This is a genomic window from Pectobacterium polaris (genome assembly GCF_002307355.1).
In the GTDB taxonomy this organism is placed as follows: Bacteria; Pseudomonadota; Gammaproteobacteria; order Enterobacterales; family Enterobacteriaceae; genus Pectobacterium; species Pectobacterium polare.
On record NZ_CP017481.1, the window covers coordinates 1967602 to 1991438 of the forward strand.

Here is a 23837-nt window from a genome sequence, read left to right on the forward strand (position 1 = left end):
CGTTTTTTAAAGGGCTAACGGACTATTTTAGGGTTACGGACATGTTGATTCGTAAGAACAACCTGCAAAAAAGTGAAGCAGGAAAAAGCACGCCTCAGCCTGCGCCTGCTGCCAATGTGGCAGAACTGAAAACGCGCCCGGCTGCGGAGAACCGCACACAGCCTGCGGCGAACACGTCTTCTGGATCTGCACCGGCTGCCCGCCAGACGGACAACCGAAACAGCCAGCGTCGGATTATCCGCGCACAGCTCTACGATCAGATCGACGCAGGTAAAGCGGCGATGATGGGGCGTGACAAGCTGTTGGTGCAGATCGAAACGGTGATCCGCCGCATCTGTGATGAGCAGCGCTTACAGCTTTCTCGTCAGGAAGAGGAAGCCATCGCCACCGAAATGCTGGATGAGATGACCGGGATCGGGCCGATCCAGCCGCTGCTGTCGGATGACACGGTCAACGATATTCTGGTCAACGGTGCCGGTCAGGTGTTTGTCGAGCGTTTTGGCAAGCTGGAACTGTCGCCGATTACCTTCATTGATGAAGAGCATGTATTTAACACCGCGCAGCGTATTGCCGCCGCGGTGGGTCGTCGTATCGACGAAGCCAGCCCGATGGTGGATGCACGTCTGCCGGACGGTAGCCGCGTCAACGTCATCACCTATCCGCTGGCGATCGACGGCACCACGATCTCGATCCGTAAATTTATGCGTCGCAACCTGTCGCTGGAAATGCTGGCAGAGCGCCGCTGCATGTCCTACGCGATGGCGGATGTTCTGAACAAAGCGATGCAGGCACGCGTTAACGTGATCGTCTCCGGCGGTACGGGGGCGGGTAAAACCACCTTACTGAATGCGCTGTCGCAGAAAATCGGCATCACCGATCGCATCATCACCATCGAAGATGCCGCCGAGCTGCAATTGCAGCAGGAGCATGTGGTGAGGCTGGAAACTCGTCCTGTCAGTGCCGAAGGCACGGGCCGCGTCGATCAGCGCGATCTGATGCGTAACGCCCTGCGTATGCGCCCTGACCGCATCATTCTGGGTGAGGTGCGCGGCGGCGAGAGCTTTGACATGTTGCAGGCGATGAACACCGGTCACGACGGTTCGCTGTGTACGGTGCACGCCAATACCTCGCGCGATGCGATACAGCGTCTGGAAAACATGGTGATGATGGCGAACATGCAGCTGCCGTTGATGGCGATCCGCCGTCAGATCGCCAGCGCGGTTCACCTGATCGTGCAGATCGAACGTATGCGTGACGGTATGCGCCGCGTGGTTTCCATCACCGAAGTGTGTGGCATGGAGAACGAAGTAATCCAGCTTCAGGATCTGTTCAGCTTCAACATTCAGGGGATGGATGGACAGGGTCTGTTGACCGGTGAATATGTTCAGCACATTCAGCGCCCGCAGTTCTACAGCGATAAAGCGCATTTGTTTGATGCGCAATGACGGACTGAGGAGACGCCGATGAGTGATTTACGCCTGAATCTGATCACGCTGCTGGTATTTGGCAGCGTGCTGATGCTGTTTCTGGCGATCAACGCCTGGAAAAAGTCACGGCAGCAGCGCATGCAGCGCGAACAACGCTGGCAGCAGATTTTGAACGAGGTCAGCCCGTCGGCCGCCGCCGTGGCATCTGATTCCATTCTGCGTGACGAAATCAGAACGCCGCTGATGGGTGTCCCGGTGATTGGGCGCTGGCTGGCGATCCTCTGGGCGCAGATGACGTTCATCGGCTGGAAAAAGAACCTGCTCCAGCGTTCCCTTTCGCTGGCGGCGGTGAGCCTGATTCTCGGCATGATTCTGGGACAACGCACCCTGCTGCCGCTCACGATGGGGCTGATATTTACGCTGGTGCTGTTTATCAGTATCGGCATGCTGCTATTTCGTTCGACGCTGCAAAAACACCTGAAAGCGCTGCGCGAGAGCCTTCCGGAAGCCATTGATGCCATTACCCGCAGCTGCCGTGCCGGCGTGCCGGTGGCGAATACCTTCTCAATTGTCGCGGAGCACCTGACCGGGCCGCTGGCGAATGAATTCAAGACGATCGATCACTGGCTGCGGTTGGGGATTCCGCTGCGTCAGGTGATCCAGGCCTCGGCTACGCGGGTGCCGATGTCCGAATACCGTTTCTTCGTGGTGATTTTGATCATCAATCAGGAAGCGGGTGGGCGACTGGGGGAAACGCTGGAGCGTCTGTCCGCTACGCTGCGTGAACGTCGTGAATTGCAACTGAAAGTGCAATCCAAAACGTCGGAAGCGCGGGCATCTGCCAAGATTGTCGCCGCCCTGTTCCCCGGCTGTCTGGCCTATCTGTACATGAAGTCACCGGAGGATTTCAGTTTCTTATTCTCCGATCCGGTGGGAACGACGGTACTGATTTACGCCTTGTGCAGCGTCTCGGTCGGCATGTTGATCACGCACGTTATGGTTAAACGGATAGGATAAAGGGAGAGCTACTCATGACTGTTTTTGACGATCCCTTACTGCTGCTGGCGCTTGTGCTGATGGTGGCTGGAATCTATCTGGCCCGTACACAACATAAAATCCAGCAATACAAACAGCTGGAAATCCGCATGCGCGGGCATCTGCCCGTCACTTCGACAGAGGCGAGCTCTCAGGAAAACATCCTGAGAGGACAGGGAACTGCATTATCTCCCTGGTTAGACAAAGTCTTGCAGCCCGTTGCCGCGCAGGGCGAGCGTCTGTCGGGATCGGATCGCGATCGCCGCAATCTGCGCCGCCTGCTGGATCTGGCTGGGCTCCGCCGCAGCGAAGCGGTGGGCTGGTTGGTAATGGGGAAATTTGCCGCTGGGGCGCTGTTCGCTATCGCACTGGTGTGGGGATGGTTGCCACCGGCTGACCGCGCGGGCCTGACGGGCGTAGCGGCGGGGCTGATCGGCTTCTTTGTCGGTTCGATGGTGCCGGAGTGGTGGCTGAAATGGCGTGCGGCAAGTCGGGGTGAAAAGCTGGCGCGTGCGGTGCCGGATGCGCTGGATCTGATGGTGGTCTGCGCCGAAGCCGGTCTGCCTATCGGACGCGTGTTGCAGGTGGTATCGAAAGAGCTGGGGCTGTCTTCGCCGGAAATGGCGGATGAACTGCACTACACCGCCGCCGAATTACAGATCCTGTCGGATCGTACGCTGGCGATGAAGCATCTGGCGGAGCGTACCCGCGTTAGCGAGATCGAAAGCATGGTGGCGACGCTGATTCAGGCGGAACGCTACGGCACGCCGCTGTCTCAGGCGCTGCGCACGATTGCGGATGAAAGTCGCAAGACGCTGATTCTGGGGCTGGAAGAGAAGGCGGGTAAATTGCCTGCGCAGCTGAGTGTGCCCCTGATGGCGCTGATCCTGCCACCGATTATTGCCATTATGGCATCGCCTGCACTGGTGCGAGTGATCCGCCTGCTGGCGCAGTAGCGTTTTATTTTTAACGTATTGATTTTAATTAATTTACTTTAAAAGCATCGATTCCCGGTATGCACCGGAAATCACCAAGGTTACAACCGATGGAGTTATCGAAGATGGTCGATCTGGTAGCAAAACTTAAGCGCGGCGCGCCCATGCTGGCACTGCTGATAGTCAGTACCGTGCTGGCGGGATGCAGCAGCTCGATGGCGATTAAAGGCAGCAAAGATGAAGGCCTGCGTTTGGCGCGTCTGCTGCGCGATCAAGGCCGTGTTGAAGCGGCGACGGAAGTGTATGCGCGTCTCGACAGTCGCGATGCGCTGAAAGGGGCAGAGATGCTGGAGTATGCCAGCGTGGCGGCTCTGGCACGTCCACCGCAGCAAACGCTGGAGCTGTACGGACGAGCACGCCAGGCACTGGGCGGCGATACCAACAAAATGACGCCGGAAGAAGCGCTGGCGGTGTGTCTGGGAATGGGCCGTGCGCAGCTGGCATTAGGACGTAATGCGATGGCGCAAACCGACTTTACCTGTGCGCTGAAAGCACAACCGAACGACGCTGGCGCACTCAATGGCATGGGTGTGGTGATGGATGCCTCTGGCAAACACGCCGAAGCGCGTCAGCTGTTTGAAAAAGCGTTGCAGATAAACCCGGCGGATGTCGCGGCACTCAATAATCTGGCGCTCTCATGGCTGGCAAGCGGTAATACGGACAAAGCGATTTCTCTGCTGCGTTCGGTGGATGACAGCAACGCGACAGGCAGGCTGAATCTGGCACTGGCCTATCTCTCGATTGGCAGAGACGATGATGCGCGTGCTGCGCTGGCAACCATTGCACAGCCGCAGCGTATTGATGGCCTGATTGACGAGCTGAATCAGCGTTTACAGCAGATGCAGCAGGATAAATCTCGTGGTGAAGCGCTGCTGTTATCCAGCCGTCAACGCCTGCAATTGAGTACGCCTGAGTAATGGCGTGGCTTCGTAATCTCGGCCCGTGGCGTGATGAAAGCGTAGCGCAATGTATCGTGCCGCGCCATGAACGCCACTGGCGCAGCACGCGCGGTGTGATCGCGACGGAAGTGGCGTTTCTGGTGCCGGTGGTGCTGGTCGGGGTGATGATGCTGTTTGAACTGGCACGTATCGGGCTGGTGATTGCTGCTGGCAGCGCCGCGCTGGATAAAGCCGTGCAGGCTTTCCGTCTCGATAATCTCGCATCGGACAGCGCGGAACAGATGGGTACCCGTCTCAAGGCGCGCATGGTTGAAGCAGGATACGGCTACCTCAAGGAAGACGATTTAACCGTCAGCGTATTGCACTTCGACAATCTGAGCCAGCTTGGTGGGCTGACGAACGGCAATGGCAGTCAGGAAAACCCGAATGGTGAGGAAACGACGACGCTGCCGGTGTGGTCCGTGACGGTGCAGATTAAAAAGGCGTTTATTACCCCGCTGCCGGAAGTGTTAACGCTTGGCGACACCTTCCGTTATCAGTACAAACATGTGTTTGGGACGGAATTGCGCAATGACTGATCGTTTACTGAAAACCAGTCGTTTATTGAAAACCAGTCGTTTACTGAGCGGGATACGCCGCTTCTGGTTTTCTCGCCGTGCTTCTACTGCGGTAGAAACGGCGTTAGCGTTCCCGATTGTGTTGGCGATTGGGTCGCTGTGCGCGGATATCTACACCGTCGGGCTTGAGCGTACACGCATGGAACAGCGTGCGGGCGCCATCGCGTCAGTATTAGCGATGCAGCAGAAGCTGGATGAGAGTGGGCTACAGGGGCTGCTCGATACGATGTTGCCAACGGAAGGTGTAGGAAATTACCAACTGTTAATCAGCAACGTGCGCCAGACCGGTGAGCTGCACTGGCAGTTGAGCAGGGGCACGGCAGAGGCGCTGTGCGAAGAAAGTGAAACCCTGCCGGGCGAGGAGTACCTTCCTGAGCTGCCGGAAAGAGACCGTGAAGAGGGCAGCAAGAATATCTCCATGATCGTGGTCGAGATCTGCCGTCAGGGGAAAGATGTGAGCCTGCTGGGTGGCCTGTCGCTGGGCGGCCTGCTGCATGCGTCGTCGGTCAACCGGGTCGCTGTCGACGTGGTTGAACTGGATGAGGTACTCAGAAAAGAGGCAGGTCTGGAAGAAGAAGATCAATAGTTACGGGTTTTATACCAGACACAGAAGCGGCAATAGACCGCAAACGGCAGCGAGCTTCTCGTTACCGGAATAATGAAACCATTAAAAACCGATAGGCATATGAGCAATGTCATTTTTATTTTCCCGTTTTATGGGCGGGTTAAGTACGCGCTGAATCCAGGAATACAGGATAGGAAGGAATGAAAAAAACCTTACAGAACAGAAAAGTAAAAAAAGATGCTACCGGAATTACTCTGTTCTGGCGTGAACGCTTGTCTGCCTTTATTCAGCAGGAAAAAGGCGCGGGCACCGGATTCTATGCACTGGGTGCGATGGCGTTATTGGTGACAGCGGCTTTTATCGTGGATACCTCCACGGCAACCGGTGATGCAACGCAGATCAAACGCGCGACGGATGCCGCTGCGTTGGCTGTCGCGCATCAGGCGACCATTAATGGCGAAGAATACAGCCAGGAAGAGACCAATAAGCTGGCGTATGACTACGTCAAAAATAATCTGGGGATGAATAATGCCCTGAGTGAAAAACTGGTGGAGGGCGATGTGGCCGTCACGGAAGGGCGCAACAGCAAGACGCGTAAAACCTATACCGTCACCGTTGCCTTCGAAACCAAGCCCAGTTTGCTGAACCTCGGGGCGAGGACGCAGGAAGTGTACTCGACCGCCGAAGTTATCAATCGTCCGACCGAAATCGCCTTTGTCATGCCGGTGACGGGGGATATGAGTGAAGGGGATATCCGTTCGCTCAAAAGTGTTAGCCGTAGCTTCGTCGAGCGCATGCTGAGTAGTGCAGACGGCAAACGTGACAATCTGTGGCTATCGCTGGTGCCGTACAGCCAGTCGGTGAATGTGTACGATGCGGAAGACGCCAACCGCATTCGGCGCTGGTCTGCACCGGGTGCGCTGAACCCGCCAGAACTGCGCTCGCTATTTGCCAGCGGCGTGGTCAGTAGCATGGCCGACCGCCGTTTCCCGGATCGTCGCGCTAACCTGCTGTGCATGTACCGCGGGCTGGGGCGGGAAGAAAATTTCTTCTGGGATGAACCTCCCGTTGCTCAATTCCAGATCTATTACCGCCACGACTTGCCGCAAAACGGCAGTCCCGGCGCACCGCCGATCTCCTGGCGCGGCCCGAATCCTGATTTTGACGATAACGATGCAGTGGATACACGCTGGATCGTGGCGGACAAAGGGTGCCCCAATGCTGCACTGATGCCGCTGACCAATGAAGAAAACAGGCTGAATCAGCGTATCGAACAGTTTTCTGCCCGTTTCAACACGAACTATGCCATCGCGATGTCATGGGCGGGCGCGGCGCTGTCGCCCAACATGCGTGGTTCAGACGGCTGGGGTGATGCCACGTTGCCGCTGGATTTCAATCTGGACGGCAACGGTGACGGGCAAAAGGTGATCGTGATGATGGCTAATACGATTGGTAACTGGTTCGACACCGACAGCTATAACTTCAACCGAAATGCATTCAGTGGTCAAACCGGTACGGATCCCGCCCGTACCTTTGCCGCGCAGCGCTTCCGCGATCTGTGTTCCAGCTTCCGCGCGCGCAACATCAAATTCTATTTTGTCGGCATTCGCCCCGGCGACCCAGAGGATTTTGGCCGCAACCTGTTTGATGCCGAAGCGACACCAGGCCTGCTGGTCTGCACCGAGGGTGAGAAACGTATGAGTTTTATCGATGGTGCAGGCTTCGGTGCTGAGGGCGTTGAGGATCAATTGATCCGACGTCTGGATCGTATTGCCGGCCAGATCGAAACCGAGGGCGGCTATGTTCGGTTGGTTGAATGACCGCTGAAGGTAGCCAGAAATGACGCGATTTGCCCCTTTATTACAGGACATGACACGATGACTTTTTCCCGCTCAAAATCTGGTTCAGGCTTAACGCGCACGCCGCGTCAGGCGTGGGTATTGGAACCGCGCATGATGTTTGATGCTGCTGCTGTCGCGACGATGGCGGATGTAGCCGCGCAGGTTGTGGTGGCAACGGATACCGCACCGAGTGTTGATGCGACACCCACCAAGGCGACAGTCACGATTACCGATACCAGTGACAGCTTCCCGGCGGTCGATCTGTTTAGCAATGTTAGCGTGTCGGCAGATAAAGACGGGCAGGAACTGAAAGATCTGGTGATTACCGTTAACCGCACGGGAGCGAATCAGGCATTAGTGATCGACGGTACTGAAATTACGCTTGAAGCGGTTAATGGCGCGCAACTGACAAACGGTGAAGGGAAATACAGTTATAGCGTTGCGGTCAGTGGTGAGACGACCACCATCACAATCAGTATCGAATCTTCCTCTGATGCATTTCAACCCAATAACGTTGCAACACTAATTGACGGTATTGCCTACCAGCCACGCGATAACACGGTAGCAGGCGGCGATGTGACGGTAACGCTGAAAAGCCTGAGCGATGAGGGCAACAATACTGCCGAGCTGAATATTCACTCTACCGTCACCATCGACAGTAGGATCAACGTTGCGCCGGTGGTATCGGGTGAAGTTCTGCAGGAGGCGGAGTCATTAACGGCGGGTTCGTTGGCAGGGGCGACGGAAGTGGCCTATTCCACGGATGGCAAGCAGGCTTATGTTGCTGGTTCGGATAACACGCTGACGGTCTTTACGGTTGATGAACTAGGGCGTCTGACGCAAAAGCAGAGTCTGGTGGTTGATAATCTGGGTCAGGTGAATGACATGGTGGTCAGCGCCGATGGTAAATCGCTGTATACCCTATCGGGTAACGGCAACCTGATGCAATTTAGCCTTCAGGACGGCACGCTCAGCCATATCAGCACGATCTCGGTAGGCAATGGCGCAAACGGGGGGCTGGCGATAGCGAATGATGGTTCGCAAGTTTATGCCGACGCAAGTAATGGTAGTGGTCGAGAAGTGTTTGTCTATCAGCGTAATACTGATACGGGCGAGTTAACTCGTACTGATTCACTCCGTCATCGCAACGGTGTGATCGCCACCGCAGGCGAGTATGTTTATATTGCGCACAGTGCAGCGGTAAGTTACGAAAAACATACGCTGGAAGTTTATCAGCGTATGAGCGACGGTAAATTGACGCTTTTAGGCAGCATGGCGCTTGGTATAACGGGGCAAGGTCCCGTCGATTATGCGATGGCGGTGTCGGCTGATGGAAAATCGGTCTATCTCGCTAACCCGACAACGAATGATATTACGCTTTACCGCGTTGGAGCTGATAACGCACTGATCGTAGTGAATGTGTTCACCAGCACACCCGTAGGCAGCATGGTACTCAATACCGAGGGAACTCGCTTATATGCCGCGACGACGGACGGCATGGTTTCCGTTTACGCGGTATCCGCGACGGGCGCACTGACATTGCTTGGTCAGGTGGCGGGCAGTACTAACGGCGGGGATATCGCGTTATCTCAGGATGGCCGTTCTTTACTCGTTGCGGGTGAGGGTGTTAGCCGTTATTCAACGCTGTTAACGCAGATCCGTGGCTCGGGTGTGGCGATTGCCTCTGGAATAACCCTGTCAGATGCCAATTTCGACGCCCTGAATGCGGGAAATGGCAACTATGACGGTATGCAACTGATCGTCTCTCGTGAGGGCGGGGCATCAGACAAGGATGTGTTTAATTTCAACACGGCGAACGATATACGGTTGGAGAATGGACAGATCCTTCAGGGCGATCGCGCGATTGCCACGTTCAGCCAGAGTGGTGGAGCGCTAACGGTCACATTTCTGGCGGGCGTAAGCCGTGCTGAGGCGAATGCCGTTTTACATCAGGTCACCTACCAGAATACTGATGCGGTAGCCGATGGCACCGTGGTGACGCTGTCTTTGCGGGCAAATGACGGCGACGCTGACAGCCTGCCTATTACGCTGGCGGTGCTGGTGACAACCAATACGGCACCGATACTGACGGCGACAGCCGTGCCGCTGCCTAACTACGATACAACGGCGACAGCCGTCAATGTGTTCACCAATACGCAGATTAATGCGGGCGAAGCAGGGCAGACAATCCTTGATATCACGCTGAGTATTGGCGGTTTGTCCCAAGCTGCCAACGAATTCTTGGTAATTGATGGCACGCGCGTTGATCTTACCCAGTCTGGCGAGGGAACAACGGTAAGCGGCTATACCTACACCTATGCTCTGAGCGATGGTAATGGCACGCTGACTATCCATCATGCGGCTGGTATGACCGTGTCTGCGGCGCAAACACTGATCAACGGTGTCGCCTATGTTAATGACACGACAGAGGCAACGACAGGCACACGTACTGTGACGTTGGTAAGCCTGCGTGATAGTGGCGGAACCAGCGGTGAGAGTGTGGATACCGGCCTCCCGGATATTACGGCCACCTTAACGTTAGCCATCAATAATGCGCCAACCATCCAGACCGATATCACGGTCGATCCTAATTTGTATTACTCCGATGGGCTGCTCACTGGCTATGACAACTACGTCAGCAGCATGGTGTTGTCCGATGATGGCCGTACGTTGCTGGTTATTGGTTCCACCACCACTAACTATGGCGGCGATGCGCGGGTCAGCCTCTATCAGCGCGATCCTGAAACAGGAAAACTAACGCTATTACAGCGTCTTGTATCGGGAATGGATGATGGCAATGCGGATAATGGGACGGAGGTCAGCGGACTTATCGGACGCGCAGCCGTTTTCTCGGCGGATGGTTCCACGGTTTATCTGAGTGCCGATTCGACGGTTCTGGTATTCAGTAAAGATGCTGACACCGGTGTGTTAAGCCTGACGACGCGTGTGGAAGGGTTAGCTGGCAATGTGTTGAAGATGGCACGGTCCGATGACGGGAAAAGCCTGTATGCGCTAACGTCCGGTACGTTGTACCACTATACCATTGGTGAAAGTGGCACACTGAGCAATACAGCGACATTCGATCAAGTTAATGGCACGACGCCGATTGGCTTGTCTGTTGATGCGAAGGGTACCGTTTATGTGTTGGGTAACAGCGGCAAGATAACGATTTACACCACAGCAGCAAACGAGACATTGAGCTATGCCGGTCAACTGGTACGCGGCAGTGATGGGGTTACGCTGACTTATACCGACAGTAGCGGAGCTCAAAAGGCGGCCGGAACGTTAGCCACCAGTAATGAACTGAATCACGCCAATGCCGCTTTTACCGTGACGGATGAGGGGTATATCTACATTGTGACCAGCAATGTGGGCAATCGCCTGACGGTGCTGCATTACGATAGCTCGACGAACGCCATCGCTCGGGTTGAGGCGCTACCGTTTAGCAACCCCTGGGGCGTGACAGCCTCGGCGGACGGCAAAACACTGTATGTCGGCAGCAATGACAGTATGGTGACGGTTTACGCGATTGGCACGGACGGCAAGCTGACGCAAACTGGGATGCTGTCAGCTGGGCGTCCGGTCACTACGCTGACGGTATCAGAAGATGGCAAATCGCTGTATACCGGTGCACGCTTCTACAATACCGGTGTGATGGCGTCCCTCGCACTGGTTCACGCCCCTTATAGTGCATCCATCTCTAATACGCCTTTTACTCAGGGCATACAGTTTAGCGATGTTGATATGGATGAACTGGATAGCTATCAGGGAATGTCCTTCACGATCGCTCGTGCAGGTGATGCTTCCGCTAACGATGTGTTTGGGCTGGCAAATGGGCAGGGGCTGAGCCTGAAAGGCAGCACGCTGTTGCTCAATAATGTGAAAATCGCCGATGTAACGGTAGCGGAAGGCACGATCACGGTCAGCATCACATCACCAATATCTAAAACTGTGGTTAACCAGATTTTACAGCAGGTGACGTACCGTAACAGCGGGACTGAATTGCCAGCACGCGTTGATCTGACCGTCAGTGTGCGCGACAGCGGGGGAAAATCCGCTGACATTCCACTGGCGCTGATGCTGGTTGCGCCTTCTGTTGAACCCAATATGAGTGCGGAAAGCCAGCAGCCAGTGGTGGACATTGGCTTGGATGGCTTGCCTGCAGCGGTGGATTTATTTGACGACGTGCACATTGCTCTGGGTAAAGATGGCGCGGCGCTCTCAGAATTGACGCTCACGGTGAACCGTACCGGAGCAGACCAGGCACTGGTGATTGATGGGAGTACAATCCCGTTAACGGCAACGGATGCTGCGGGTGTGACAACGAATGGGCACCAGTATCAGGTGTCTGTCGAAAATAACACGACGACTATCACGCTCGTGATGCACGATGGAGACAATGCACCGAGCGCTGTGGCTGCATTGATTGACGATATCCAATACTGGGCATTGGAGGATGCGGTGGCTGAAGGCGACGTTACCGTCACCCTGACACGCCTTGTCGATGCGAACGATAACGCAGCGCAACTTGACATCAGTGCTTCTGTGGCTGTGCTGGACTCTCGTCTGATACCGCATTTGGGGGCAGAAGCCGGTTCGCTTGACTATGTAGAAATTTTCGAGGTGTTGGACGACAACGGGAACTCGCGCTTTACCGGTATTCAGGGCATCGCCGTGGCGGGGGAAAATATTTATGTGGTTCGCACTCACAGTGAGTATGTCTATAACGCTGAAACCGAAACCGGCGCAGACGTGGCTTACAACACGCTTTATGTGCTTCAGCGTGGCGAGGATGGCACATTACAGCTGGCTAACAGTGTAGAAATCACAGGATTGACTGACGCGACGCAGGTGCGTGTGTCCAGTGACGGGAGCAGCCTCTATGTCATTGGGGCGGAGAAGATCGTGCTACTTAACGCCAGCGATTTGAGCGTGCTCGGTACGTTTGGTGATGATGTTGGTATGGTGCGCGATGTGTTGGTTAATGGTAATCAGGTTTATATCACCACCGGAGAAAGCCTGCTGGTTTTCACCCGCAATGGCGATATGCTGACGTTGAGTAAGACCTTTACGGATGGCGACAGCAGCGGTTTACAACTTGATGCTGCTAATGCTCTGGTGTTATCACCTGATGGTAAATCATTGTTTGTCGCGACGTCTGGCGGCGATACCTTGGTGAGCCGGTTTAGTATTGGCGATGACGGCGCTTTGAGTTTTGCACAATCCGTTGTGGGAGTCAGCGCCAGTGAAGACGGCTATTATGCTTCTACGTTGAGCGTGTCTCCCGATGGGAAAACGCTTTATGTAGTTGATAACAATAAGTTCATTCATATTATTGCTGTGGCTGATGACGGTACGTTGGCCGCCAAAGATTCTCTCACATTGGGAGATGGTGTTAGCGTAGTCAAACAGGTGTTGGTATCGCCCGATGGCACATCGGTGGTGATCACTGGCGATTTAGGACAAAGCGATAATTTTGGTACCTACGGTATCATTTTGTATGCCCGTGCTGCAGATGGCAGTCTGACGCAGTTGCAGGCTGTGGATGGTTTTGGCGACCTTGCCAATTTTAATGGCACGCTATTGAATGAGGTTCGTCAGGTTGCGTTTAGCGCTGACGGCAAACAGCTGTATATAACTGGTGCGATTGATTACGGTTCCCCAGAGGGTGTCATTGTTCTTGATCTGAAACCAGCCAATGTCACCTTTACCGAAAATGACAACCCGGTAGCGTTGCTTCCTGGTGGTACGGTATCTGCACCGGTAAACGACCAAAGTAGCTATCAGGGTGCCAGCATTGTTATTGAGCGCACTGGCGGTACACAGACCGGTGACCAGTTTGGGGTTTCATCTGCCAGTGGTTTGAGCTTCAACGACGGCCAAATCTGGCAAGGGGATAAGGCCATTGCTGCTGTCACAACGGCTGCTAATGGTGCGCTCACCATCACGTTCCTGACGGGCGTCGCTCAGGCTGAAGCGCAACAAGTATTGCGTGCAATAACTTACCAGTCCACCAGTCAAGATCCCACTCTAGCGGGAAACACCGCCACTTTCCGCATCAGCTTCAATGACGGTGAAGGCCATACGGCAGAATTTACTGCGGCCGTGAATGTGGTCGGCATTAACGATCCTGCGGTGGTCAGTACCGAGCCAGTCGGGGGATCCTACGCGTCAGGCGGTGAACCTGTCAGCCTGTTTAAGAATACCGCCATAGACACTATTGAAGTCGGCCAAAATATTCACAGGATGGAAATCGTCATTTCCCCTGCAACAACTGGTGATGTGCTACATGTGGACGGCGGCGAAATTGTTATCGACAAAACCGTTGACTATCAGATGTTTGTCGGTGACAGCAAGATAGAATACCGTGTCAGTGTTGCTAATGGTGTCGCTACCGTGACCCTCTATGTAACGCGTGATGGTGCAAGTACCGCACAGTTAATCGATGGCCTCGCCTATAGCCACGGTGGAACTGAGGGTTCTGGTAGCCGCACTATCGGGTTAACCGTATTTGAAGATGCTGACTGGCGACAGAATGTTGAGGCAGCGTTCAAAGAAAAAGCAGTCATCACCTTTGAAGGCGGTGAAGCTCCTGACAATAACGCCCCGGTTTATAACGACAACGCAGGGCTGAATCTGGGCCAGCTACAAGCGGGCACCGAGTATCACTACACACTGCCGGAAAACCTGTTTACCGATGCTGATAGCGATACGCTGGCCTGGCGTGTCAGCGGTCTGCCGGATGGGCTGAGTTTTGATGCCGCGACCCGCACGATTTCTGGCACACCGACTGCATCCGGCGATTTCACCGTGGTGCTTACGGCGAGTGATGGCAAGGCGGAGGCTACCCATTCCGTCAAGGTGACGGTGGCTCAAGCGCCGGATGTGGAGCCAGACAATAGTGCTCCAGTTTATAACGACAACGCTGGGCTGAATCTGGGCCAGCTACAAGCGGGCTCCGAGTATCACTATACACTGCCGGAAAACCTGTTTACCGATGCCGATAGCGACACGCTGGCCTGGCGTGTCAGCGGCCTGCCGGATGGGCTGAATTTTGATGCGGCGACTCGCACGATTTCTGGCACACCGACTGCATCCGGTGAGTTTACTGTGGTGCTTACGGCGAGCGATGGTAAGGCGGAAGCCACCCATTTAGTCAACGTGACGGTGGCGCAAGCTAATGTAGAGCCACAACCGGAAACCCCTGATAACACCGCGACAGCTGCACCAGTAATTCTGGTGCAGCAGGGTGTGAGTCTGCCTGTTGATGCGGGCGAAAGAGAGCGCGAACAGCCGCTGGGGGCGATCGTCGCCGATTTATCTCGCCCGGAAGCGCAGCCGTTACCGAACAATATCGTTACCGAACCTGTGCGTCAGCGAGATGCCGGTACGACACGCCAGTCGGATGCCCCTTGGGTGCTCGATCCCGTCATGTCATCGCTGATGCCGACACTGGAGCAGGTCAACTTCTCTTCGCGCGCTGAAGCGTCTATGCGCGACAACGCCGCGCTGCGTCCGACGGATTCCAACCTGTTCCTGAGCGTGCGCGGTCAGACAACAGCGCTGGAGTCGGCTTTCAGCAGCGTGCAGGGCGCGTTACAGCCGGATGCCTCCGGCGCACTCGCCTTTAGCTTGCCGCAGCGCATGTTCAGCGTGCGCGAAGGCAATGCCACGCTGACGCTGCAACTGGCGAACGGGCGTCCGCTGCCTGCGTGGGTGCAGTTTGATGCCCGCAACGGCGTGGTGCGCATTACCGATGCCAGCGCAGTGCAGGTTAATCAGATCCAACTGGCGCTGAAAGCGCAGGCTGAAGACGGTACCAGCCGGATCGTACCGATTACGCTGCAAACCGGACAGGGCGATGGCGCAGAGATGGCGACTGACCGTGGCGCGATGCAGCTGCCTGTCCACTCTGATGCACTCCCCGCAGAAAACCGCGATGCAGAGCGGTTAGCGCCTGCGGGGAAAACCGCCTTTACCGAACAACTGCGTCAGCACCAGCCTGAACAGGATGCACTGCTGGCGGCGCTCAGTGAGCTGAGCAGTCTGCGCGCGTAACCAAGCGCAAACCTGGTAAAGCGCAGATCGAATACCGAGACGAGATTTTATTACTTAACCACTAACCCGGGCGCTTGCAGGCGGTAACCATTCCACCGCCTGCAAGATGAAGGGAACAGACAAATAGAAGATGGGGAGAACCCGGGTGAATCAGCACATAGCGCATTTCTGGGATAGCCAGCAACACGACAGTCAGCAGCAGAACGTTCAACACGAGGCTACACCACGCACCGCGGGTTCCCGGGCGTTACGGATCGCGGTAGCCCTGGCCTGTCTGGGTCTGGCTGGCTGTGCCGTCAAACCTGAGCCGGTGACGATCGAGCAACAGGTTGCACAGGCGCTGAGCGACAGAACGCAGATGTTCGCCAATCAGGAACCAGTGCGCGGCACGATCACGCTGGATGAAGCGATTGCCCGTGCGCTGAAATATAACCTGCAACAGCGGGTCGCGCTGCTGGAACAGGCGATGGAAGATGACCTGTTGGGCGTACAGAATCTGGACATGCTGTTACCGAAACTGACCGCGCGCGCCGGGCTACAAACCCGCGACAACGTGGCCGGTTCCAGCAGCCAATCGGTGACTACGGGTAGGCAGTCGCTGGAAGCGTCAACCAGTCAGGATCAGACCCAGCGCACCGCCGATCTGACGATGAGCTGGAATGTACTGGACTTCGGTATCAGCTATTTCAACGCCAAAGTACAGGCGAACAAATCACTGGCGGCGGAAGAGCGTCGTCGTCGAGTAGTTGCGGATATTACCCGTCAGGTGCGGACGGCCTATTGGGAAGCGGCAACGGCACAGCGTTTGCAGCCAGAAGTGACCACTGCGCTGACGCAGGCGCGTCAGGCGCTGGAATATGCGCGTCAGACCGAACAACAGCGCTTGCTGGCACCGGTTGAGGCGCTGCGTTTCCAGAAAAACATGCTGGAGATGGTGCGTCAGTTAGAGATTGTCGACAGCGATCTGGTGGTGGCGAAATCCCGTCTGGCGGCGCTGATGAACCTGCCGCCGTCGAGCAAATACGATGTCGTCGTGCCGAGCGAAAGCAGTTTGGTCGCACCGAAGATGGCCTACTCGCTCGACGATCTGGAAAACTTCTCGATGGTTAAACGTCCAGAAGTGCGCGAAGAGAGCTATCTGGCACGCAATAGCGTACTGGAAACCCGGAAATCACTGCTGCGTCTGCTACCGGGCGTGTCGCTGTTTGCCGGTATCAACGGCGACAGCAACAGCTATCTGGTCAATCACCAGTGGGCGAACGCGGGCGTTCAGGTCAGCGGCAACCTGCTGAACGTGCTGTCGTGGTCATCGGTGAAACGCGCCGGACAGGCGAATGAAGATCTGGCGGAAGTTCGTCGTCAGGCGCTGCGCATGGCGGTGCTGACGCAGGTGAACGTCGCCTGGCAGGAATATCAGCAGAGTACGCAGATGTTTGGCCGCTATCAGGAACTTGCGCGGATTCAGCGTGGCATCCTCAACCAGACCACACTTAGCGTACAGCATCGTGCTGAAACGCAGATGGAACAGGTGCGCGTCAGCACGGAAACCATTCTGACGACCCGCGCGCGCGACCGCAGCTTTGCCGATGTACAGAACGCGCTCGGCGCGGTGTATCAGGCTGCCGGGTTGGATGTGCTGCCGGATAACGTGAACGATGTCAGTCTGGCGGCGCTGAGCAGCTCGATTGCTCGCACCACGGGTAACCTTGAGAAAGGTGGCGTTGCGGTACCGCGCTTGTCTCTGGCAACACCGGCTACGCCTGCCACCACGACGGCGTCGGCTAAAACAGTCTCTACTCCATCCTCTGCGCCAGTCGCGAAGCCGATTGCCTCGTCGTCGACGACTACATCGTCGGCTAGCGCGGGTAAGCCTTATCGCGTGGTGAACACGGATATGTGGGATAACCTGCAATCCCTACAGGCGGGAGGTTCGCGTTAATGGCTTTCGGCATGATGCGTCCGCTATTGCTGGTCAGTGCGTTAGGTCTGCCCCTGTTGGGGCAGGCTGCGACGACGGGAGACATTCGCGTACAGCTTAGCGCGCAGCGCTATACCGTGTTATCCAGCGAAATTGCCGGAAAAGTGACGGATATTGCGGTGAAAGAGGGCGAACACTTCAAACAGGGCGATACGCTGGTGACGTTTGACTGCACCGTGCTGCGCGAAAAGCTGAACTACTCAAACGCCGCAGAGAATGCCGCACGTAAGAAACTGGCGATTGCCGATCGACTGGATAAGCTCAATTCGATCAGCCTGTCGGATGTCGATCAGGCGCGATCGTCGGTGTCGATGGCGCAGGCCGAAAGCGGCGTCAATCGCGCCATGCTGCAACGCTGTATGATTAAAGCGCCGTTCTCCGGTCGCGTAACGGAAACCAAAGTGAAACGTTGGGAATCCGTGCCGGAAGGCAAAGAGCTGTTAGCGATTTATGATGACAGCGCGTTCGAGCTGGAAATGATCGTGCCGTCGCGCTGGCTGGTGTGGCTAAAACAGGGCAGCGCCTTTCAGGTCGTGCTGGATGAAACCGGTCTGAGCTATCCGGCGGAAATCAGCCGCCTTTCTTCGGCGATCGATCCGGTTAGTCAGTCGGTAAAAGTCTTTGGCCGCATTACCCAGTCTACCGCTGGATTGCTGCCGGGCATGAGCGGCGTGGCACAAATCGTACCGCCTGATGCGGGTAGCGTATCGCCATGATCGAACGGAACACGACGGCAGCACAAACGGAGCAGGATACCCGGCTGGCTTTGCTGGCCGAACTGTTGCAGCTGCAAAGCCGTGCCAGAGCGCGTGAAACGCTGGAGGAGCTGGCGTTTTTTATCGTCAACGAGACGCACAATTTAGTGAAGTATCGGCAGGCGCTGCTGTGGGACTGCGATAAACAGCGCTTGCAGGCGGCTTCCGGGCTGGCCTCGCTCGATCACAACGCGCCGTTTTGTACCGAATTTAGCCGCCTGTGCCGCCAGTGGCAGGAAGAAGGGCGTCAAACGCAGGCGCTGCAATGCCGCGAGCTGCCTGACGATGACCAGATTTTGTGGCAGGAGCATCTGCCAGAATTTTTACTCTGGCTACCGCTGCGTTTACCGCAGGGCGATACGCCACTGGTGTTGGTGCTAGCGCGGGACAGCGCGTGGCTGCCGGCCGAGATCGTGCTGCTGGAAAAACTGGCGGATGCCTACGCACACGCCTGGTCGAGCCTGTGCAAGGTACGCCGTCGCCCGTCGAAAACGCCGCCTGCCAGACGCCGTTTGATCGTTGCTGCGATCGTGGCGCTGGTGCTGATCTTGTTGATCCCGGTTCGCCAGTCGGTGCTAGCGCCGGCAGAGATTGTTGCCCATCGTCCGGTGATGGTGCGCGCCCCTGTGGCGGGCGTGGTGGATGACATACTGGTTCGCCCTAATCAGACTGTCAGCGCTAATCAACCGCTGGTGCGACTGGACGTGCGCGAATTGGAAAATCGCTTGGAATCGGCCCGACAGGCTTTTGCCACCGCCGATGCGCAGTATCGTCAGGCACAGCAGCAGGCGCTGTTCGATGCTAACAGCAAAGCCAGTCTGGCCGTGCTGCAAAGCCGTCGCGAACAGGCGCAGAGCGACATGGATTTTCTGCAACGCCAGCAGGAACGCATGCAGCTTGTTTCCCCGCGTGACGGCGTGGCGATTTTTGACGACAGCAGTGACTGGATTGGGCGCTCGGTGGCGGTGGGGGAACGCATCATGATGATCGCCGATCCGCACGATGTTGAGCTGGAGATCCAGTTGCCTGCGGCGGATGCGATTGCGCTGGAAAACGGTGCAGATGTACGCCTGTTCCTCAACGTTGCACCGAATTCGGCACAGGAAGCGCGGCTTGAACAGATTGGCTATCGCGCCGCGCCGACGCCGGATAATGTGATGGCCTATCGGCTACGAGCCCGCTTTACGCAGGATGACCCGCAGCTGCGCGTGGGTCTGAAGGGGACAGCCAAATTGTACGGTAAACGCACGGTGCTGTTCGTTTACCTGCTGCGTAAACCGCTGGCCTCCTTGCGCGTCTGGCTGGGTGTCTAACGATGGCCGGAGGCGCAACGCCAGCGGCCGGGCTTAGCCCGCTGCGCGATGAACTGATCCTGCATGCCGGACCAGCTAACCGCGACGGATCGCCCAGTTGGACGCTAGAAGATCCGCTGCGCGGTCTCTATTTTCGTATCGGCTGGGCAGAAATGGCGATGCTATCGCGCTGGTCGATGGGGAACGCCGCGCAGATCGTGGCTGAGGTTAACCAGATTTCTGCGCTGACGCTCGATGACAGCGATGTGCAGTACTTCAACCGCTTCTTGCAGGCCAACAGCCTGACGCGCGTTTCCGGCGATGACGCGCTGGCACAGTTTTCTCGTCAGGTGGAACAGTCACGCGTTTCGATTTGGCGCAAATTGCTGAAGAACTATTTGTTTTTTCGCATCCCCTTATGGCACCCCGATCGCTTTCTGGGCGCGACCCTGCCGTGGGTAGAACCGTTTTTCAGCCGGACTTTCCTCAAACTGACGCTGCTGGTGGCCGTGCTGGGGCTCTTCCTCGCCGGACGCCAGTGGGAAACCTTCAAGCATACGTTCCTGCACTTCTTCACGCTGGAGGGCGCGGCGCTGGCGGGGCTGACGCTGTGCTTTACCAAAATTCTGCATGAGTTCGGCCACGCCTACACCTGCAAGCGTTTTGGTGCGCGGGTTGCCACCATGGGCGTCGCCTTTCTGGTGATGATGCCGGTGCTGTACACCGATACGTCCGGCTCGTGGAAACTCACCCGCCGTCGGCAGAGGATGGCGATTGGCGCAGCGGGCATGATGACCGAACTGGTACTGGCGGCGTGGGCGACGCTGGCGTGGAGCTTCTTGCCGGACGGCATGCTGCGCAGCGCTGCGTTTATGCTGGCGACGACGACCTGGATCATGACGCTGGCGATTAACCTCAGCCCGCTGATGCGCTTCGATGGCTATTTCCTGCTGTCCGATGGGTTACAGATGCCGAACCTGCAAAACCGGGGCTTCGCTATCGGCCGCTGGCAGATGCGGGAATGGCTGTTCGGCTTGGGGGATGCGCCACCGGAGCATTTTCCGCGCTGGCTGCAACGCACGCTGGTCGGCTATGCCTTCGCGGTGTGGATATACCGTTTCTTCCTGTTTACCGGTATCGCGATTCTGGTTTACCACATGACGTTCAAACTGCTGGGGATGCTGCTTTTTGCGATTGAAATCGGCTACTTCGTGGTGATGCCTGTAGTAAATGAAGTGCGCGAATGGAGTAAACGCCGTAAGGATTACCGTATGAACCGTAATATGACGACAACGCTGGCCGTGAGCGCCGTGGTTCTGCTCTTGCTGATGATTCCCTGGCAGCGTGGTGTGTATGCACCGGCGCTGCTGCGGGCGGAACAGCAAAGCAGCCTGTATATGCCCGTGCCCGCGATGATTCAGCGCATTGACGTGAAGGTCGGCCAGCCTGTGCAAGCGGGACAAACGCTGTTTACGCTGTCGTCTGACGCGCTGACGCACGAACGGCAACAGCTGGAGCGACAAATCGCTACGCTGAACTGGCAAAGCACCTTTCAGGTATTCAACAAGGAAGCGGCTGGCGATCACCAGCGGGTGAAACAGGAGCATGAAGCGGCGCTGCAAAAGTTACAGGTCTTGCAGCGTCAGTCCGAACAGCTGACGGTGCGTGCACCGATAGACGGCGTGGTGGCAGACATGACTACGCCGCTGGAAACCGGCGAGTGGCTGGGACAGGGCGAATGGCTGGCTGTCGTCACCAAGCCAACCGGCGGACTGGTGGAAGCGTTCGTATCGGAAAAAGACTGGCAGCGGCTTCGCACGGGGGCAAAGGGGACGTTTTATTTACAGGATGTGAGCCGCTCGTCGTTGCCGCTCACCATTGTGGAGATTGCCAGCACGGCAACCCGCGATCTAAACGCTGCGCCGGAATTGGCATCAATTTATGGCGGCGATATTGCCACGCTGAGCGATGCACAGCGCAAGCTGCATCCTGAACAGGCCGTTTATCGCGTGCTGCTCAGTCTGCCTGACGATTATCGTGCTCAGCCGCAGGTGCTGCGCGGCACGGTAGTGATGGACGGTGAGGCGCAAAGCCTATTGATTCGCGGCTGGAAAGTGGTGTCCGCCGTACTGATTCGCGAGCTGTCATTCTGATCAGTTTTGATTTCTGCGATGTCGATCCTGACTTTCTTCCCGCTATTGCCAGATTCTTGTTTGTGCTGGCAGTGGCGTGAAGGAGGGCGCTTATCTCTCTCGATTATGCTGTTCCCATCACGGCTATACCCGTCATACTTCAAGTTGCATGTGCGTTGGCTGCGTTCAGTCACCCGAATCACTTACCTGAGTAAGCTCATCGGGATTCCTTCTCTTGCCGCCTTCCTGAAACTCGAATTATTTAGGGTATCTATTTAAAATAGCGGGAATTTTTTTTGATATCTCAGGCTACACCCAATGCTGGATATTAGGGGAAGCACGGTGATGAGGTTCCCGCAGGGACACCTCGCACCGTGGTAGCCCCGAGTATCTCGATATTGAAGCGGTAGTGGCCATCACCACTGTGATGAAAATTCTCGTTTAACCGACTGAACACAAGAGGGCTGACTGTGATGCGATCTGTCTTGTTGTTGGTAGGGGCCATGCTGGCTCCCTATAGCTATAGCGCGCAGAATAATGCGGTGTCGCTATCCGTTTCTGGTTTGAATACCGTTCTGGATAATGGCTTGCTAAAAGTCGCGTTCGGGGAGGACGGCAGCGCGACGAGCATGGTGACGGGAGGCAAGAATATCGTCACCAACCTGTCCGGCGCAGCGCGCGATCCGAGTAAAACGCGTAGCGCTTATCTCGATTACTATATTAATAATGACCGTATTAACGATGCTCATGCTAAAGGCGTCAAAGATTTTGTCCCCGAGCGGGTAGAGGTGCTGCGCAATGATCGTGATATGGCGCATGTCGCCTATATCGACGATCGGGACGGGCTGTTACGGCTTGAATATCACCTGATTATGCGGCGCGGCGTTAGCGGGATTTATAGCTATGTCGTCGCTGAGAATAGCGGAAATCAGGACGTTAAAGTCAGCGAACTGCGTAACGTCTATCGCTTCGATCCTGTCCGATTAGACCATCTCTACAATGGCGATCGTCAGGGTAAACCGCTGCTCTACAGCCAGCTTGAAGCGTCGCCGAAGGTGCAGGATGAAACCTGGCGACTGCCGGATGGCAGCATTTATTCCAAATATGACTTTGCCGGTTATATGCGTGCCGCGCCTTTCTGGGGCGTTTTCGGTAATGGCGTGGGCGCGTGGCTGATTCATGGCAATCGAGAGTATTTCTCCGGCGATGCGCTCAAGCAGGATTTGCTGGTGCATCAGGATGCGATCATCCTGAACTACATGACGGGCTCGCACTTTGGCACGCCGGATATGGTGGCCCCACCGGGCTGGAAAAAATTCTACGGTCCGTGGCTGCTGTATATCAATCAGGGCGATACCGGACACATGCTGGCGGATGCTCAGCGTCAGGCGCTGACGGAAACTGTCAGTTGGCCGTACAACTGGGTGGGCGATTCCCGCTATGCGCGCGATCGCACGCAGGTGAGCGGACGCGTTGCCAGCCAGCAGCCGGTGACCATTGTGCTTTCGTCATCGCTGGATGAACCGTTTGATGTGCAAACCCGTGGCTATTCGTATCAGGCAACCACGGACATGGGGAATTTTGCCATTCCCCATGTCCGTCCGGGCAATTACCATCTGGCGGTATACGCCAACAGTGGTACGCAGCCAGGGATATTGGCAGAACAAACGCTGTCCGTTTCTGGTAATAAGCAAGTGCTGCCTGTGATAACGCTGCCCAAAGCTGAATCGGTTGTTTGGGCTATTGGACAGGCCAATCGGCAGGCGAGTGAATTCCGCTTTGGCAATGAAGCCCGCAATACCCGCTGGCAGCATGAGGTTCCGGCAAATCTGACGTTCGATATTGGCCGTAGCGACTATCGGCGTGACTGGTATTACGCGCAGACCAAACCGGGAAAATGGGACATCCGTTTTGCCCTGCAACCTGAGAAGAAAACCTATTTCCTGAACATCGCACTGGCAGCAGCGAGCAACAGCGGTATGAGTGAACCGACCATGCCACAGCTGGCGGTAGCGGTAAACGGCAGCACGCTGGAAACGCTGACTTACGAAAACGACAAAACTATTTATCGCGGTGCGCTACAGAGCGGTCGCTATCACATTGCCCGTATCCCTGTGTCATCCCGCTTTCTGAAAAACGGCAACAATACGATCACGCTACAATTAAAAGGCGGCAGCGTGATGTATGACGTGGTGACATTAAGCGAGGAATAAATCCCGTTTAACAAGGTGAAGCGCTGGATT

Annotated in this window: 13 protein-coding genes; all 13 read left to right on the top strand. The window is 56.1% G+C overall.

Features of this window, described 5'->3' with window-relative positions; translation table 11 throughout:
• The first annotated feature begins 41 nt into the window (after window positions 1-41).
• Window positions 42-1445 (top strand): CpaF family protein, encoded by a 1404-nt coding sequence (locus tag BJJ97_RS08980; protein WP_095701642.1) that lies wholly within the window; start codon window positions 42-44, stop codon window positions 1443-1445.
• Window positions 1446-1463: 18 nt separating this feature from the next.
• The gene (locus BJJ97_RS08985) at window positions 1464-2444 is read left to right on the top strand and encodes a type II secretion system F family protein (protein ID WP_095701643.1); all 981 of its coding nucleotides are present in this window, start codon (window positions 1464-1466) and stop codon (window positions 2442-2444) included.
• A 14-nt stretch (window positions 2445-2458) separates the two neighbouring features.
• On the top strand, window positions 2459-3418 hold the full coding sequence (locus tag BJJ97_RS08990; protein WP_095993704.1) for a type II secretion system F family protein: 960 nt from the start codon (window positions 2459-2461) through the stop codon (window positions 3416-3418).
• Between the two features lie 104 nt (window positions 3419-3522).
• Window positions 3523-4374 (top strand): tetratricopeptide repeat protein, encoded by an 852-nt coding sequence (locus tag BJJ97_RS08995; RefSeq protein ID WP_095993705.1) that lies wholly within the window; start codon window positions 3523-3525, stop codon window positions 4372-4374.
• Window positions 4374-4934 carry a hypothetical protein gene (locus BJJ97_RS09000; protein WP_095993706.1) on the top strand — a complete coding sequence of 187 codons (561 nt, stop codon included), beginning with the start codon at window positions 4374-4376 and terminating at the stop codon, window positions 4932-4934. Before BJJ97_RS08995 ends, BJJ97_RS09000 begins: the two co-directional genes overlap by 1 nt.
• Window positions 4927-5559: a TadE/TadG family type IV pilus assembly protein gene (locus BJJ97_RS09005; protein ID WP_095993707.1), complete on the top strand. Its 633-nt coding sequence runs from the start codon at window positions 4927-4929 to the stop codon at window positions 5557-5559. The genes BJJ97_RS09000 and BJJ97_RS09005 overlap by 8 nt, the downstream gene beginning before the upstream one ends.
• A 179-nt stretch (window positions 5560-5738) precedes the next feature.
• Complete coding sequence (locus tag BJJ97_RS09010; RefSeq protein WP_095993708.1) at window positions 5739-7358, top strand: pilus assembly protein TadG-related protein; 1620 nt, start codon at window positions 5739-5741, stop codon at window positions 7356-7358.
• A 57-nt stretch (window positions 7359-7415) separates the two neighbouring features.
• Window positions 7416-15437 carry a beta-propeller fold lactonase family protein gene (locus BJJ97_RS09015; protein WP_095993709.1) on the top strand — a complete coding sequence of 2674 codons (8022 nt, stop codon included), beginning with the start codon at window positions 7416-7418 and terminating at the stop codon, window positions 15435-15437.
• A gap of 145 nt (window positions 15438-15582) precedes the next feature.
• Window positions 15583-17376, top strand: a complete 1794-nt coding sequence (locus BJJ97_RS09020; RefSeq protein WP_095993710.1) for a TolC family protein — start codon at window positions 15583-15585, stop codon at window positions 17374-17376.
• Window positions 17376-18131 (top strand): efflux RND transporter periplasmic adaptor subunit, encoded by a 756-nt coding sequence (locus BJJ97_RS09025; protein ID WP_095993711.1) that lies wholly within the window; start codon window positions 17376-17378, stop codon window positions 18129-18131. Before BJJ97_RS09020 ends, BJJ97_RS09025 begins: the two co-directional genes overlap by 1 nt.
• Window positions 18128-19483 carry an efflux RND transporter periplasmic adaptor subunit gene (locus BJJ97_RS09030; protein WP_095993712.1) on the top strand — a complete coding sequence of 452 codons (1356 nt, stop codon included), beginning with the start codon at window positions 18128-18130 and terminating at the stop codon, window positions 19481-19483. Before BJJ97_RS09025 ends, BJJ97_RS09030 begins: the two co-directional genes overlap by 4 nt.
• A 2-nt stretch (window positions 19484-19485) precedes the next feature.
• Window positions 19486-21615 (top strand): HlyD family efflux transporter periplasmic adaptor subunit, encoded by a 2130-nt coding sequence (locus tag BJJ97_RS09035; protein WP_095993713.1) that lies wholly within the window; start codon window positions 19486-19488, stop codon window positions 21613-21615.
• A 449-nt stretch (window positions 21616-22064) separates the two neighbouring features.
• Window positions 22065-23807, top strand: a complete 1743-nt coding sequence (locus tag BJJ97_RS09040; protein WP_193438355.1) for a polysaccharide lyase family protein — start codon at window positions 22065-22067, stop codon at window positions 23805-23807.
• Window positions 23808-23837 lie beyond the last annotated feature (30 nt).

Bases quoted from the DNA above. Each gene is read 5' to 3' on its own strand.
- BJJ97_RS08980 (WP_095701642.1), top strand. From the start codon at position 42: ATGTTGATTCGTAAGAACAACCTGCAAAAAAGTGAAGCAGGAAAAAGC.
- BJJ97_RS08995 (WP_095993705.1), top strand. From the start codon at position 3,523: ATGGTCGATCTGGTAGCAAAACTTAAGCGCGGCGCGCCCATGCTGGCA.
- BJJ97_RS09025 (WP_095993711.1), top strand. From the start codon at position 17,376: ATGGCTTTCGGCATGATGCGTCCGCTATTGCTGGTCAGTGCGTTAGGT.
- BJJ97_RS08990 (WP_095993704.1), top strand. From the start codon at position 2,459: ATGACTGTTTTTGACGATCCCTTACTGCTGCTGGCGCTTGTGCTGATG.
- BJJ97_RS09010 (WP_095993708.1), top strand. From the start codon at position 5,739: ATGAAAAAAACCTTACAGAACAGAAAAGTAAAAAAAGATGCTACCGGA.
- BJJ97_RS08985 (WP_095701643.1), top strand. From the start codon at position 1,464: ATGAGTGATTTACGCCTGAATCTGATCACGCTGCTGGTATTTGGCAGC.
- BJJ97_RS09030 (WP_095993712.1), top strand. From the start codon at position 18,128: ATGATCGAACGGAACACGACGGCAGCACAAACGGAGCAGGATACCCGG.
- BJJ97_RS09005 (WP_095993707.1), top strand. From the start codon at position 4,927: ATGACTGATCGTTTACTGAAAACCAGTCGTTTATTGAAAACCAGTCGT.
- BJJ97_RS09000 (WP_095993706.1), top strand. From the start codon at position 4,374: ATGGCGTGGCTTCGTAATCTCGGCCCGTGGCGTGATGAAAGCGTAGCG.
- BJJ97_RS09015 (WP_095993709.1), top strand. From the start codon at position 7,416: ATGACTTTTTCCCGCTCAAAATCTGGTTCAGGCTTAACGCGCACGCCG.
- BJJ97_RS09035 (WP_095993713.1), top strand. From the start codon at position 19,486: ATGGCCGGAGGCGCAACGCCAGCGGCCGGGCTTAGCCCGCTGCGCGAT.